15 protein-coding genes are annotated in these 13,277 nt (G+C 40.4%); 2 read left to right on the forward strand and 13 right to left on the reverse strand.

The features are described 5' to 3' along the window. Positions 1–75 precede the first annotated feature (75 nt). From R0J88_RS09440 to R0J88_RS09470, 7 genes are all read right to left on the reverse strand, one after another. The gene (locus tag R0J88_RS09440) at positions 76–1,908 is read right to left on the reverse strand and encodes a DUF885 domain-containing protein (RefSeq protein WP_058433145.1); all 1,833 of its coding nucleotides are present in this window, start codon (positions 1,906–1,908) and stop codon (positions 76–78) included. Between the two features lie 85 nt (positions 1,909–1,993). Continuing rightward, positions 1,994–3,130, reverse strand: coding sequence for a radical SAM family heme chaperone HemW (hemW, locus tag R0J88_RS09445; RefSeq protein WP_276753871.1), 1,137 nt, complete (start codon positions 3,128–3,130; stop codon positions 1,994–1,996). Continuing rightward, a complete protein-coding gene (locus R0J88_RS09450; protein WP_410899760.1) occupies positions 3,127–3,726 on the reverse strand; it encodes an XTP/dITP diphosphatase in 600 nt (199 codons plus the stop codon). Before R0J88_RS09450 ends, hemW begins: the two co-directional genes overlap by 4 nt. A gap of 4 nt (positions 3,727–3,730) precedes the next feature. Further along, positions 3,731–4,186: a DUF4426 domain-containing protein gene (locus tag R0J88_RS09455; RefSeq protein WP_410899761.1), complete on the reverse strand. Its 456-nt coding sequence runs from the start codon at positions 4,184–4,186 to the stop codon at positions 3,731–3,733. A gap of 59 nt (positions 4,187–4,245) precedes the next feature. Then, on the reverse strand, positions 4,246–4,779 hold the full coding sequence (locus tag R0J88_RS09460) for a YggT family protein (RefSeq protein WP_006793194.1): 534 nt from the start codon (positions 4,777–4,779) through the stop codon (positions 4,246–4,248). 27 nt (positions 4,780–4,806) lie between these two features. After that, positions 4,807–5,628: a pyrroline-5-carboxylate reductase gene (gene proC / locus R0J88_RS09465; RefSeq protein WP_006793193.1), complete on the reverse strand. Its 822-nt coding sequence runs from the start codon at positions 5,626–5,628 to the stop codon at positions 4,807–4,809. A gap of 17 nt (positions 5,629–5,645) precedes the next feature. After that, on the reverse strand, positions 5,646–6,359 hold the full coding sequence (locus tag R0J88_RS09470; protein WP_410899762.1) for a YggS family pyridoxal phosphate-dependent enzyme: 714 nt from the start codon (positions 6,357–6,359) through the stop codon (positions 5,646–5,648). Between the two features lie 2 nt (positions 6,360–6,361). Here R0J88_RS09470 and R0J88_RS09475 point away from each other — a divergent pair, with 2 nt between their 5' ends. Beyond that, a complete protein-coding gene (locus tag R0J88_RS09475) occupies positions 6,362–7,402 on the forward strand; it encodes a type IV pilus twitching motility protein PilT (protein WP_410899763.1) in 1,041 nt (346 codons plus the stop codon). A gap of 9 nt (positions 7,403–7,411) precedes the next feature. Then, positions 7,412–8,542, forward strand: a complete 1,131-nt coding sequence (locus tag R0J88_RS09480) for a PilT/PilU family type 4a pilus ATPase (protein ID WP_008132400.1) — start codon at positions 7,412–7,414, stop codon at positions 8,540–8,542. Between the two features lie 73 nt (positions 8,543–8,615). Here the strand turns inward: R0J88_RS09480 and ruvX are convergent, their stop codons facing one another. From ruvX to R0J88_RS09510, 6 genes are all read right to left on the reverse strand, one after another. After that, positions 8,616–9,065 carry a Holliday junction resolvase RuvX gene (gene ruvX, locus R0J88_RS09485; RefSeq protein ID WP_006793189.1) on the reverse strand — a complete coding sequence of 150 codons (450 nt, stop codon included), beginning with the start codon at positions 9,063–9,065 and terminating at the stop codon, positions 8,616–8,618. Between the two features lie 128 nt (positions 9,066–9,193). Next, positions 9,194–9,751 carry a YqgE/AlgH family protein gene (locus R0J88_RS09490; protein ID WP_008132397.1) on the reverse strand — a complete coding sequence of 186 codons (558 nt, stop codon included), beginning with the start codon at positions 9,749–9,751 and terminating at the stop codon, positions 9,194–9,196. A 170-nt stretch (positions 9,752–9,921) separates the two neighbouring features. Continuing rightward, positions 9,922–10,872 carry a glutathione synthase gene (gene gshB, locus R0J88_RS09495; protein WP_008132396.1) on the reverse strand — a complete coding sequence of 317 codons (951 nt, stop codon included), beginning with the start codon at positions 10,870–10,872 and terminating at the stop codon, positions 9,922–9,924. 76 nt (positions 10,873–10,948) lie between these two features. Further along, positions 10,949–11,683: a 16S rRNA (uracil(1498)-N(3))-methyltransferase gene (gene rsmE, locus R0J88_RS09500; protein ID WP_008132394.1), complete on the reverse strand. Its 735-nt coding sequence runs from the start codon at positions 11,681–11,683 to the stop codon at positions 10,949–10,951. Positions 11,684–11,757: 74 nt separating this feature from the next. After that, entirely contained in the window at positions 11,758–12,234 is a 477-nt protein-coding gene (locus R0J88_RS09505) for a hypothetical protein (protein ID WP_410899764.1), read from the reverse strand. Positions 12,235–12,307: 73 nt separating this feature from the next. Then, positions 12,308–13,201 (reverse strand): hypothetical protein, encoded by an 894-nt coding sequence (locus tag R0J88_RS09510; protein WP_410899765.1) that lies wholly within the window; start codon positions 13,199–13,201, stop codon positions 12,308–12,310. Positions 13,202–13,277: the final 76 nt, after the last annotated feature.

The raw sequence follows: 13,277 nt of genomic DNA on the forward strand, positions 1-13,277 counted from the left end.
CCTATTATTGCCAAATGGTACAAAATACAAAAAAGGTCGCATAAGCGACCTTTTAGTTAGCTTTATAAATTGGGATTAAGCTTTTTTGCTTGCTACCCATTCATTTACAAAGTTTTCTAGTACGTTAAGTGGTACTGGGCCATTTTTTAGCACTACATCGTGGAATTGACGAATATCAAACTTGTCGCCAAGTTGCTTTTTAGCGTCTTCACGTAGTTCTAAAATTTTCAACATACCTACTTTGTAAGCCGTTGCTTGCGAAGGCATTACAATGTGACGTTCAACCATTTTAACGCCGTCAGAAGTGGCATTAGGGGTATTATTCACGTAGTAATCAATCCCTTCTTGGCGAGTCCACTTCATTGCGTGAATACCGGTATCAACCACTAAGCGGCACGCGCGCCATAATTCCATAGAAAGACGACCAAAGTCTGAGTATGGGTCTGAGTACATACCCATTTCTTTAGGTACAAGCTCAGAGTATAAACCCCAACCTTCAATGTAGGCTGTGTAGCCGCCAAACTTACGGAACTTAGGCACACCTTCTAGTTCTTGCGAAATAGCTATTTGCATGTGGTGACCCGGAATACCCTCATGGTAAGCCAGAGCTTCCATTTGGTACGTTGGCATCGCTTCCATGTCATAAAGGTTTGCGTAGTAAATACCTGGGCGTGAACCATCTGGCGCAGGCTGTTGGTAAAATGCTTTACCCGCCGCTTTTTCACGGAAAGCTTCAACTGCTTTTACTTTAAGGTCGGCTTTTGGCTTCACAATAAATAGCTCATCAAGACGCACTTTCATTGTGTCGATCATAGCTGTTGCTTCGTCAAGGTAGCGTTGTTTACCCTCTGCTGTATTTGGGTAGTAAAATTGCTTATCAGTTTTCATAAACTGCATAAACGCTTTTAAATCGCCCTTAAAGCCTACTTTATCTTTAATCTCACGCATTTCGTCATGTATACGGCTTACTTCTGATAGGCCAATTGCATGAATTTCTTTTGCCGTTAAATCAGTGGTGGTTGTGCGTTTAAGTGCATTATTGTAAAAGGTATTACCTTCAGGTAATTTCCAAGCACCATCACGGTCGTCAGCACGTTTTTCAAGTTGTGCTAGGTAGTTAATAAGCTTTGAGTAAGCTGGTTTAACTGCTGATTTTAACGCGTCAGTTGCCTCGTTAATAAGTGCATCTTTTTCGTCTTGGCTGATTTCAAGTGCCGTTACTTTGCGTTTAAAGTCTGCTAAAAGTGTTGAATCGTCACCTTTTTCAAATGGTGCACCTTGAATAATGTTTTTGCTTGAATCAATAACATGTGGAAACACAAACTTAGGTGCAATAATGCCTTTGTTTGCTCGTGTTTCTAAGTCAGTTACTAATTGGTCAAATACCGTAGGCACCCCATTTAAACGCGAAATGTAATCTTTTGCTTCTTTAACATTACTAATTGAATGTTGGTTTATTAAAAATGCAGGCACCATAGAGTGTGTACCAAACATTTGGTTTACCGGGTAGTTGTGGTAACGCCATTTAAAGTCAGCAATTGAGCTTTCTAGGTCTTGTTTTTTTAAGTCGTAGCTTACTTTAGTTGCATCGTCTAGCAGGTCGCGGTTAATCGCGTTTAGGGCAACTAAGTCGGCTTTAGTTTCAGCGAGGTCTTTGAGTTTTTGCTCTTCGCTGCCGTCATCCCATTTATCGTAATCTTTTTTAATACCCATGTAAGTTTGGTAAACCGGGCTGCTCATCACATCACGGTTAAAGGTATCTTCAAAAAACGCATTGGCTTTGTCAATTTCGCTTTGTACAGGTTGCGCTTGTACAATTGGAGTGGTTACAGATTGTTGTGGTGCTTGTTGGCAACCAGCAAGGAGTGCAACACTCACAGCTGCTGCAATAAAGGTAAGTTTACGCATTGTTTTCCCTTTTGTTGTTAGAAACCCATTAGGGTATTTTAATTTTTCATGTATTCGCTTTACATGACGTATAACGCCCAATGCATTATACGAACAATTCTAGCAGGTCATTTAAAAAGCGATGCCCTTTAAGGCTCACTTGCCAGTGACCGTCTTTTTCTATTAATAAACCGGTGTTTATGGCTTTATTTAAAGCTGCTTGTTGGCTTTGCAATGGCTGATTAGTCAGCGCACTGTAGTCTTCAATCGGGCATGGTTCGACAAGGCGAAAGCGATTCATAAAAAACTCAAAGGCCAAATCGTCTTGCTCAACGTGCCAACTTTTGTACAAATAAGGTTTTACCATATCCATGTAGCCACGGGGATGTTTGACCTTTTCAGTTCGGGTGATTATGCCAGTTTTTGCATTGGTGACCTTACCATGAGCACCACAGCCAATCCCTAGATAATCGCCAAACCGCCAATAATTTAAGTTATGTTGGCATTGATAGCCCGGTTTTGCATACCCTGAAATTTCGTATTGTATATAACCTGCCTTTGCAAGTAAGGCTTGGCCTTGCTCTTGAATATCCCACAGAGTTTCATCTTGGGGCAGTGTTGGCGGTTTAGATGCAAACTGAGTATTAGGTTCAATAGTGAGTTGGTACCACGAAATATGTGGGGGATCGAGCGCAATAATTTGCTTTAAATCACTTAATGCATCGTCTAGGGTTTGCCCTGGTAAGCCGTGCATTAAATCAAGATTAAAGCTATTTAAACCAGCCTCTTTGGCTTGCTCTGCTGCATAGGTCGCTTCGTTAGCACCATGAATGCGGCCAAGCGCTTTTAACTTGTCGCTTTGCAGGCTTTGTATGCCAATTGAAATGCGGTTTATACCTGCTTTCACATACTCTTTAAATCGGCCCGTTTCTACTGTGCCTGGGTTTGCTTCGAGGGTTATTTCACAATTATCGGCAAGACCTATAAGGTTATCGACTTCGCTTAGTAGGCGTGTGTAAGCATCACCGGTCAATAAACTTGGGGTACCGCCACCAATAAATATACTGTGAATTTTTCGCCCTTGAACTAAGTGTAAGTCGGCTTTTAAATCGTCTATTAAATGCTGAACATATTCGGCTTCTGGTATGTCGCCTTTTTGCCCGTGGCTATTAAAGTCGCAATAAGGACATTTTTGCACGCACCAAGGTACGTGTACATATAAACTTAGAGGAGGAAGAGTCACAGGCCGCCTTTTAGTTGTAGCTCATTTAGCAAAGCCTGTAGTGCTTGACCGCGATGGCTCACAGCATTTTTTTGATCTTTGGTTAACTCGGCGCTGGTACAGTTTAGCTCTTCAACAAAAAATACCGGGTCGTAACCAAACCCGCCTTCGCCATGTTGGGTTTGTGTAATTTCGCCTTCCCAGCTTGCGCTGCAAATAAGCGGGGTAGGGTCATCAGCGTGGCGCATTAATACTAATACACACCAAAAACGCGCTTTACGATTCGGGTTATTACCTAAATCATTAAGTAATTTATCTATGTTGTCTTGATCGCTTGCGCTCTCACCAGCAAAGCGAGAAGAGTAAACCCCCGGTGCACCATTTAAACCATCAACCTCTAAGCCGGAATCATCAGCTATGGCTGGCATACCCGTAATTTTAGCTGCATGACGGGCTTTAATAATAGCATTTTCAACAAAGGTAGTACCGGTTTCGGCTACTTCACTAACGTTAAAATCACTTTGTGGAACTACATTAATATTAAGTGGGCTTAACATGTTGGCCAGCTCACTTACTTTGCCAGGGTTGCCCGTGGCAAGGACTAAAGTTTTGTTCATAATATTATTTATCTACGTAAAATTTTTGCTGAAATTGCAGTGTTTGAAATTGATTGCTTTGCTGTATTTCAATTTCAAAGCGCAGTATTTCTTCGTTTGTAAAATCGACTTGGGCAAGGTAATAAATCGACTCGCCTTCAATTACTTCTTTAAAGTTAAGCGTTTGTTTGTTGCCAAGTAGGTTTCTGGCTGTGCCAGATAACTCGGCCTTTTGAGCTGTATTGCCTGTATTGCCTGTATTGTTTTTTAACACAGAAATATTAACAATCCCTTTATAGCCACTGCGCTCAAGCCCGTAAGCTTTGGCAATTTGTGGCTGAATAAAGGTTGATGGAAAAGCAATGTAATGTACTTGCCACGGGCCAAGTTCTTTATATTGTCCGCCCAATGTTTGTTCGCTGTGTGCGTTAAATGCGAATGTTAAACAAGCAATAAAACAAAATTTAATTAACCGATTCATTGTTCACTCCAAAAATATAAAAAAGAGGCCATAAGACCTCTTTTACTTAAAACAAAGGCTTAAGCTAAAAAGTCCATTAACAGCATTTGCAAAAACTGAATACCAATAATTAATACAAGTACTGATAAATCTAACCCACCCATTGGTGGAATAATTTTACGAAGTGGCTTGAGCATTGGCTCAGTGAGCTGGTGGAAAACCGCTTCAATAGGGTTGTAGCCTTGGCTTACCCAGCTGAGAATTGCGCGGATAATTAATACCCAAAATACTAAGTTTAAGCCTTCTTTTATTACGGTAATTAGAGCTTGAATAAACACGGGTTGCGCAGCCCATGCGCCGTAAATTACCAACATTAAAGTACTAATTTTGGCAATAGCTACAATAAATGCCAGCAATAGTGAGGCTAAATCAAGCCCACCTAACCCGGGTATAATTTTACGTAAAGGGTTGACTGCAAACGACGTTGCTTTAACCACAAACTGGCTCATTGGGTTGTAAAAATCGGCTTTTGCCCACTGTAGCCAAAAACGCAGTAGTACCACCATTAAAAACAAATCAAACAGAGTACTGATCAAAAATTGCATGGCATTCATAGTGTAACCTTTAATAGTAAAGTAGTTTTAAAGTTCTTTTTCCATTTGCATCGCTCGAGCAATACACGCATCCATCGCATCGCCAACGGTTTTAGTTAAGCCTTCGTCTTTTAAATGCTCAACTGCGGCATGTGTAGTACCGCCTTTAGATGTTACGTTTGCGCGTAGCTGAGAAATGCTAATTTCTGGTTGGCTTAACGCCATTTCGGCAGCGCCAAGTGCTGTTTGTTGTACTAAACGACGAGCATCTTCATCATTAAAGCCAAGCGCTTTTGCTTTTTCTTCAATGGCTTCCATAAATAAGAAAAAGTAAGCTGGTGATGAACCTGTGACTGCAATGATGTCGTTAATTTGCGCTTCTTGTTCGACCCACACCACAATACCTGTGCACTCAAAAACTTGTTGAACAAATTCATGTTCTTGTTGCGTTTCGCCAGCGCCAAATAAGCCAGACACGCCACGCCCTAATAAAGACGGTGTATTAGGCATGCAGCGTACAATTTTTACATCTTGCCCTAACATTTCGCGCAAGCGGCTTACTGTTAAACCAGCAGCTACTGAGATAAATAGTTTATTACTGAAATCGATGCCAGACTCTTGAAACGATTTACATAAATCGCCCATCATTTGTGGCTTTACAGACAAAACAATTACATCAGCATCGCGTAGGGCTTCGTTATTGTCACTGGTGGTTTGCACCTTGAAATCGGCTGCTACCTTTGCAAGCTTTTCTTGGTTGCGGTTAGTCGCAATGATGTTGTTTGCGTCAAAGCCGTTTTTTACCATGCCACCAATAATAGCGTAGCTCATGTTACCTGTGCCTATAAATGCGATTTTTTTATCTGACATAAATCTGTTTTTACCTTTTAAGTTCGTGTTCCAAAAATGTCTGTTCCGATCCTCACCATAGTTGAGCCTGCACTAATTGCGGCTTCAACGTCATTACTCATACCCATAGATAGAGTGTCTAACTGTGGATATTGGGCCTTTAGTTTATCAAAGCAAGTTTGTAATTGCTCAAAATATTGAGTTTGTGTCGTTGGATCGTCACTTTTTGCAGGAATAGCCATCAAACCACGTAATCTTAACTGATCACATTGGCTAATAAATTCAGCAAGATTTGCGATGTCATTGGGATGACAACCTGATTTAGCCTCCTCGGCGCTAATATTTACCTGAATAAGTACATTAAGTGGTGGTTTACTGGTTGGGCGCTGAGCGTTGAGGCGCTTGGCTATTTTGATTCGATCAACGCTTTGTACCCAATCAAAATTTTCTGCCACTAAAGCACTTTTATTTGACTGGATAGGGCCAATGAAATGCCAAATGATATCGCTATATGTGTGCAGTTGAGCTATTTTATCTACAGCTTCTTGAACATAAGACTCACCAAACTGGCGTTGGCCATAATTGTAGGCAGCAACGATATCGTCGCTAGGTTTGGTTTTAGACACCGCCAGTAAGGTTATTTCATTTTTGCTTCTGTGCGTGTTTTTTGCCGCGTTTGAAATTCTTGCGTAGGCGCAAGTGAGTCGTTCTGCTATTGTAACCATATAATTATCAGCCAGTTGTGGAGTCATAAATGGATATTACCGAATTATTAGCGTTTAGTGTGCAACACAATGCATCCGATTTACATTTATCGTCGGGTGTTTCACCTATGATACGCGTAGATGGTGATGTTCGCCGCATTAATATACCAGCCCTTACAGATAAAGACGTAAACAGTTTAGTTTACGATATTATGAACGATACTCAGCGCAAAGATTACGAACAAAACCTTGAGGTGGATTTTTCGTTTGAGGTTCCTAATCTTGCTCGCTTTCGTGTTAATGCCTTTAATTCAAACCGCGGTCCTGCGGCAGTATTTCGTACTATACCGAGTGAAGTATTAACACTTGATGATTTAGGCGCGCCAGATATTTTTAAAACAATATCAGACAACCCGCGTGGGTTAGTCCTTGTTACCGGGCCAACAGGGTCGGGTAAATCAACAACACTTGCGGCCATGGTTGATTACATAAATCAAAATAAGCATCACCATATTTTAACGATTGAAGATCCAATCGAATTTGTTCACGATAACAAGTTAAGCTTAGTTAACCAACGTGAAGTACATCGTGATACACACAGTTTTTCAAACGCACTACGTAGTGCGCTGCGTGAATACCCCGATGTTATATTAGTGGGTGAGCTGCGTGATTTAGAAACTATTCGCCTAGCGATGACCGCTGCTGAAACCGGTCATTTAGTGTTTGGTACGTTGCATACAACCTCAGCGCCCAAAACCATTGACCGTATTATTGATGTATTCCCTGGTGAGGAAAAAGCAATGGTACGCTCTATGTTGTCAGAGTCATTGCGTGCGGTTATTTCACAAACACTCCTTAAAAAAATTGGCGGTGGGCGAGTGGCTGCTCATGAAATTATGATTGGTGTACCCGCCATACGTAACTTAATTCGTGAAGACAAAATTGCACAAATGTACTCGTCTATTCAAACGGGGGCATCAATTGGTATGCAAACAATGGATCAATGTTTAACAAACTTAGTTAACAGAGGCATTGTGACCAACACCGCAGCGCAAGCTAAAGCGCAAGACAAAACACAATTTGGTGGTTAAGGAATTAGAATGACTTTATCTTTAAACCGTTACTTAATCACTATGATTGAGAAAAAAGGCTCTGATTTATTTGTATCTAGCCGTTTACCTGTTAGTGCAAAAATAAACGGTGAATTAATTCCTTTGGGCGACGACAAACTCACTGACGAAGAGTCTTTGCAGTTGGTTGAGTCTGCGATGAGCGAAAAGCAAAAAGCGGAGTTTCATGCTACTAAAGAATGTAACTTTGCTATTGCAACCGACGAAGGGCGTTTTCGTATTTCTGCGTTTTGGCAGCGCGATAGAGCAGGTATGGTTATTCGCCGAATTGTGACACAGATCCCCGATGTCAGCGATTTGGGCCTACCCTCGACACTCACCGACGTCATTATGGCTAAGCGCGGTTTAGTTTTGTTTGTTGGTGGAACAGGAACCGGTAAGTCGACCTCATTAGCAGCCTTGATTGGCTACAGAAACCGAAATCAACGGGGTCATATTTTAACAATTGAAGATCCTATTGAGTTTGTTCATGAGCACCGTAAAAGTATTATTACTCAACGCGAAGTAGGGCTCGATACAGATAGTTTTGAGTCGGCGCTTAAAAGCTCATTACGTCAAGCTCCTGATGTTATTTTAATTGGTGAGATACGCTCGCAAGAAACCATGGAATACGCATTAAGCTTTGCTGAAACAGGGCATTTATGTGTGGCTACACTGCATGCCAACAATGCCAACCAAGCTATTGACCGTATTATGCATTTGGTACCAAAAGAAAAGCATGACAAGCTAAAGTACGATCTAGCCCTTAACTTACGTGCCATTGTTGCTCAACAATTAATACCTACCTCAGATGGCGAAGGACGCGTTGCCGCAATAGAGATATTACTTAATTCACCTATGGTGGCAGAGCTGATTAAAAACGGCGATATTGGCGGCATTAAAGAGGCTATGGCTAAATCTAACGATATGGGCATGCAAACCTTCGACCAAGCCCTTTTTGAGTTATACAGGCAGCAACGTATCAACTATGCAGACGCATTGCATCACGCCGACTCACCAAATGACTTACGCTTGATGATTAAACTGCGTAATAACGAACAACAAGGTGCGGGCTTTTTACAAGGTGTAACCATAGATGGAATGGGGGATGACGATAACTAATCAGTTATTGTTATTAAAAAAGCGCGACTTTCCAGCCGCGCTTTTTTAATATTTGACACACCTAATTACAGCGTTACTCACCGTAAAATGATTCAAAAAAACTTTCTAAAATAATTACCGCAGACATATTATCTACATTTCCTTTACCTAAATTTTTATAACCGCCTTGCTCAAATAAACGGGCTTTTGCGTCAGCAGTTGTTAGGCGCTCATCTTGTGTTTGCACAGGAATTCCATAGTGATTATGTAACCTGTTAGCAAACTTTTTAGCTTTGAATGTCACCTCTTGTGAAGTGCCATCCATATTAAGCGGTAAACCGACCACCATTAAATCTGGCTGCCATTCGTTTACTTGTACTGCGATATGATCCCAGTTTGGAATACCATCTTGCGCTTTTACGGCTTTAAGGCTTGATGCGCTGCCAGTGAGTTCTTGCCCTACGGCAATACCAATACTTTTAGTGCCAAAATCAAATCCCATTACGGTGCGCTCGCCTTGTGGCTTAAATGTTCTTTTTGTCATTGATAATGTTTTACTTAGGCTGCTTTTCAAGCCGTTATGTTAAAGGTTTACATAAAAAAATTCACTTGTAATAGCGTATCTATTTCCAAGTGAATTTATATTATGAACTTAATTTAGAAAGGGAATATTTACGCATGCCCGGCTTCAGGGCTGAGTTGGCCTATATCAAAGCCAAGCATTGAAACGGCTTTTTCCCATCGTTTTTCAGCGGGCGTGTTAAAAATAATGGCCGGATCCGCTTCTATAATTAGCCAGCTGTTATCAAGCAGTTCTTGTTCTAATTGGCCTTGTTCCCAACCTGCATACCCTAAGGTGATAATAAACTGCTCAGGGGCATGTGCTGTCGTTAAACTTGCTAGCACGTCTTTAGAGGTGGTGATCATAATATCACTACTGAGCTTTTGGCTTGAGGTATACCCGAGCTTAGGGGAGTGAAGCACAAAACCTCTATCTGTTTTAACTGGACCACCTGCAAACACAGCTACTTTAGCTGCTTGCTGGGTTTTGTCGTTATCGATTTCTATTTTATCAAGTAGCTCACCAACGGTTACGTTGATGGGTTGGTTTATCACCAATCCCATAGCCCCATCTTCATTGTGCTCGCAAATATACGTAACAGCACGTTTAAAAAAAGGGTCTTGCATTGACGGCATGGCGATTAAAAAATGATTTTCTAATGACTGCATAGATTTCACCCTTTCAGTTAATGAATTTTGAGTATGGCACAACCCTGTATTTTATAACTAAATAAGTTAACTGATTTTATTAAAATATTAATACAGCAAGTGCTGCATTAATATTTAAACGTTAAACGCATTGTGTTCAGTCACTTTAACTTATTTAACCTGAGGCTAGACTATTTAGCTAATTTTCTCTCAATAGCATCAAAAAGAATACCTGTGATTGATATATCATACGCTGCTTCAATTTCACGCACACACGTAGGTGCTGTTACATTAATTTCGGTTAGCTTGTCGCCAATAATATCAAGGCCAACAAATACAAGGCCTTTTTCTTTAAGAGTGGGCGCAACGGCCTGTGCAATTCTCATATCTGACTCGCTCAATGGGCGAGCTTCACCACGACCGCCTGCGGCTAGATTTCCGCGAGTTTCACCGTTTTGTGGAATCCGCGCTAAGCAGTAGGGAATGACTTCACCGTCAACCACAAGAACGCGTTTATCGCCTTGTGTAATGGCAGGAACATAATTTTGTACCATGGCATAACGGCTGCCGTGTTCGGTCAGAGTTTCGCAAATAACACCTATGTTTGCATCATCTTCTTTTACACGAAAAATAGATGCGCCGCCCATACCATCAAGTGGCTTTAAAATAATGTCTTTATGCTCAGCTAAAAATTCACGAATTTGTTTTTGGCTGCGCGTAACTAAGGTATCTGGCGTGTGTTCGCTAAACCATGCAGTAAACAGCTTTTCGTTAGCATCACGCAAGCTTTGTGGTTTATTAATAATTAACGTGCCTTCATCTTCAGCGCGCTCTAAAAGATACGTTGCGTAAATGTATTCAGTGTCAAACGGCGGATCTTTGCGCATTAAAATTACATCAAGATCGGCAAGGGCAATGGTGGTTTTTTCTTCTAGTTCGTACCATTTTTCTTCGTTGTTAAATACACGCGCTTTGGCAGCGGTGGCATAAGACTTACCTTTACGAAGTGATAAATCATCCATCTCCATATAGTAAATTTCGTAGCCACGCTCTTGCGCCTGCATCATCATTGCAAAGCCGGTGTCTTTTTTGATGTTAAACCCACTAATAGGATCTGAAATAATACCTAATTTAATTGCCATGCGCTGTGCCTTAATCTATGTGTAATTACTACTAGAGTTTACTAATAGCTTTGATATGAGGGTGTTTTTAGCTATTTCAATTAGCTAAATCACCAAATTGTAGTTGTAATGCACTTAAGACCGTTAAAGCGGCGGTTTCAGTTCGTAAAACACGTGGCCCTAAACGAATATCAACAAATTCTTGTTGTTTAGTTTGTGCCATTTCTTCGTCAGTAAAGCCGCCTTCTGGGCCGACTAAAAACCGAACGCCATCTTTAGGTACAGTAATGGTTTTAATGCTGTGTTCTGCGCGAGGATGAAGCGTGAGCTTTATCGCGTTAGTTGATTGCTCAAGCCACTGTTTTATGTCTATAGGGGGGTGAACAACCGGTACATAATTACGCCCCGACTGCTCGGCTGCCGCAATCGCTATTTTTTGCCATTGTTGATGCTTTTTATCAAGGCGGTCGCCAATGAGCTTCACGCCACAGCGCTGACTAAAAATAGGGGTGATTTCGGTAATACCTAACTCAACGGACTTTTGAATTGTAAAATCCATTTTATCACCACGCGATACGCATTGGCCTAAGTGAATTTTTAATGGTGATTCTACGTCGTGAGGATTAAACTGCTGTGGCATAACCACTACATTTTTTTTACTCACTTCTATAATTTCACTTAGGTATTCACCACCTTCGCCATTAAAAATAGACACATGTTCGCCTACTTTCATGCGAAGTACTCTGCCTATGTGGCCAGCTGCATCGTCATCGAGTGACACGGGAGTGTTTAGTGTAATAGAAGACGCTTGGTAAATATGAGGAACTCGCATGTGATTTCACTTATAAGTTGGCGATAAAGTTATATACCGCTATGGTAAGTAAGCTGCGAGCTAGGTGCAATTATTTATTGTTTATTAAGTAACTCTGTTAACTCAATAATATCGACTGATGTATCGGCTATGTCGGTATGACAAGATAGGTGGTTTGAAAAGCCTTCCTCTTTTACAGGGCTAAAAGCAAAACCACTTTCATCTTGAGTGACTAAAAAACGTTTTTCATGCAGTGAGTTATAAATAAAACGTTGTTTTTCATCAGCCAGTAAATAATCGGTTTGATTAAACAATACACCTTTAATGTCGTGATGTTCATGCAAATAACTGGCAAGCTCAGAAACGCTAATTTCGTTTTCAAAATCGCAATAACAATAATCTTTAATGAGTTCATCAAACATCATTTTAACTAACTGGCGAGTATTAGCACCTGCAATGACTAAGGTACTTGGGGCATCTCGCTTTGCACTATTAAAATAGTGACCAGCAAACGCTCTGCTAAATTCGTTATCTATATCGATTAATAGATAGTTAGTAACTTCAAATGGCATAATGTCCCAGTGCAATTAAGCAAAGTGTTATGTAAGCAAGTTTTGTGTAAGCCCAAGCGAAAAATGTTTAAAGTTAAATAGAGAACATGCTAATTAGTAAATAGCCTATTGCACAAAAAACAGCAAATTCAATACAAGCAATACCTATGTTGTCTTGATGATCAACTTCAAGTGCCGCATCAATATTGGGTAGTGATATTTTTTTTACAATAAATGTTAACGCATATAACAGTATCCACATTACACCGCAATGCATTACCAGTGTAAACAGGTTTTCAACCATTTTACCGTTTTGAAACGTAGCACTCGACAAGCCTGCATACGAGGCAAGCGATAAACCAATTGATTTACCAGCATAGCGAATACCAATAGAGGTATTTTCTAAATTAAAATTACTTTGTAGCGAAGCGCCTTGATTGGCTTTTGCAAAACGGTGTTCGCGTATTTTACTATCAAGTGCAAACATACCTTGCAGTAAAAAAAAGCTGACTAACGCGATTAATAAGTTACTGAAGCCTTGAGTGTGGGTCCATGTGTAAAGGCCTAAGGTCATAATGAAATTAGCTATTAGCATGCCAGAGTCTACTAAGGCGGCGCATACATTTTGTTTTAAAATAGCCGCTTCTTCGTTAAAGCGATGCAAAATCCACTTTCGGTGAATCAAATGTCCCACTTTTATAAATGAAAACAACAGCAATACTAATATTGCTACTTTAAGTGGATTAGATTGTGCGGTACTTACACTTATTTCATCAAATAAAAAGGCAATGGTTGCAATAACAACCGAAATCTCTGAAGCAAAATTGATCCCCATGGCAAAGTTATCATGCTGGGCTAATTCATCTTTAAGCGCTTGTTTTAATTTAATTTGAGTTATTATTCTTAATGAAAAAATAGTTAAGCAAATAACAGCAAAACTAATAGTAATCGCAACAAAACTAGTGTTAGATAAAGATAAATATGACATGGTTGTCCTAATTAGAGTTAACCTTTAAGGTTTTAATCATTCTAGTACGGTTACTGATGATATAAAAGAGAGGATT

This window comes from Pseudoalteromonas sp. SIMBA_162, from assembly GCF_046535955.1.
Lineage (GTDB): Bacteria > Pseudomonadota > Gammaproteobacteria > Enterobacterales > Alteromonadaceae > Pseudoalteromonas > Pseudoalteromonas marina.

Coding starts and splice junctions, on each gene's coding strand:
- R0J88_RS09440 (WP_058433145.1), bottom strand. CDS start 1,908: ATGCGTAAACTTACCTTTATTGCAGCAGCTGTGAGTGTTGCACTCCTT.
- R0J88_RS09450 (WP_410899760.1), bottom strand. CDS start 3,726: ATGAACAAAACTTTAGTCCTTGCCACGGGCAACCCTGGCAAAGTAAGT.
- R0J88_RS09455 (WP_410899761.1), bottom strand. CDS start 4,186: ATGAATCGGTTAATTAAATTTTGTTTTATTGCTTGTTTAACATTCGCA.
- R0J88_RS09460 (WP_006793194.1), bottom strand. CDS start 4,779: ATGAATGCCATGCAATTTTTGATCAGTACTCTGTTTGATTTGTTTTTA.
- proC (WP_006793193.1), bottom strand. CDS start 5,628: ATGTCAGATAAAAAAATCGCATTTATAGGCACAGGTAACATGAGCTAC.
- R0J88_RS09470 (WP_410899762.1), bottom strand. CDS start 6,359: ATGACTCCACAACTGGCTGATAATTATATGGTTACAATAGCAGAACGA.
- R0J88_RS09475 (WP_410899763.1), top strand. CDS start 6,362: ATGGATATTACCGAATTATTAGCGTTTAGTGTGCAACACAATGCATCC.
- R0J88_RS09480 (WP_008132400.1), top strand. CDS start 7,412: ATGACTTTATCTTTAAACCGTTACTTAATCACTATGATTGAGAAAAAA.
- ruvX (WP_006793189.1), bottom strand. CDS start 9,065: ATGACAAAAAGAACATTTAAGCCACAAGGCGAGCGCACCGTAATGGGA.
- R0J88_RS09490 (WP_008132397.1), bottom strand. CDS start 9,751: ATGCAGTCATTAGAAAATCATTTTTTAATCGCCATGCCGTCAATGCAA.
- gshB (WP_008132396.1), bottom strand. CDS start 10,872: ATGGCAATTAAATTAGGTATTATTTCAGATCCTATTAGTGGGTTTAAC.
- rsmE (WP_008132394.1), bottom strand. CDS start 11,683: ATGCGAGTTCCTCATATTTACCAAGCGTCTTCTATTACACTAAACACT.
- R0J88_RS09505 (WP_410899764.1), bottom strand. CDS start 12,234: ATGCCATTTGAAGTTACTAACTATCTATTAATCGATATAGATAACGAA.
- R0J88_RS09510 (WP_410899765.1), bottom strand. CDS start 13,201: ATGTCATATTTATCTTTATCTAACACTAGTTTTGTTGCGATTACTATT.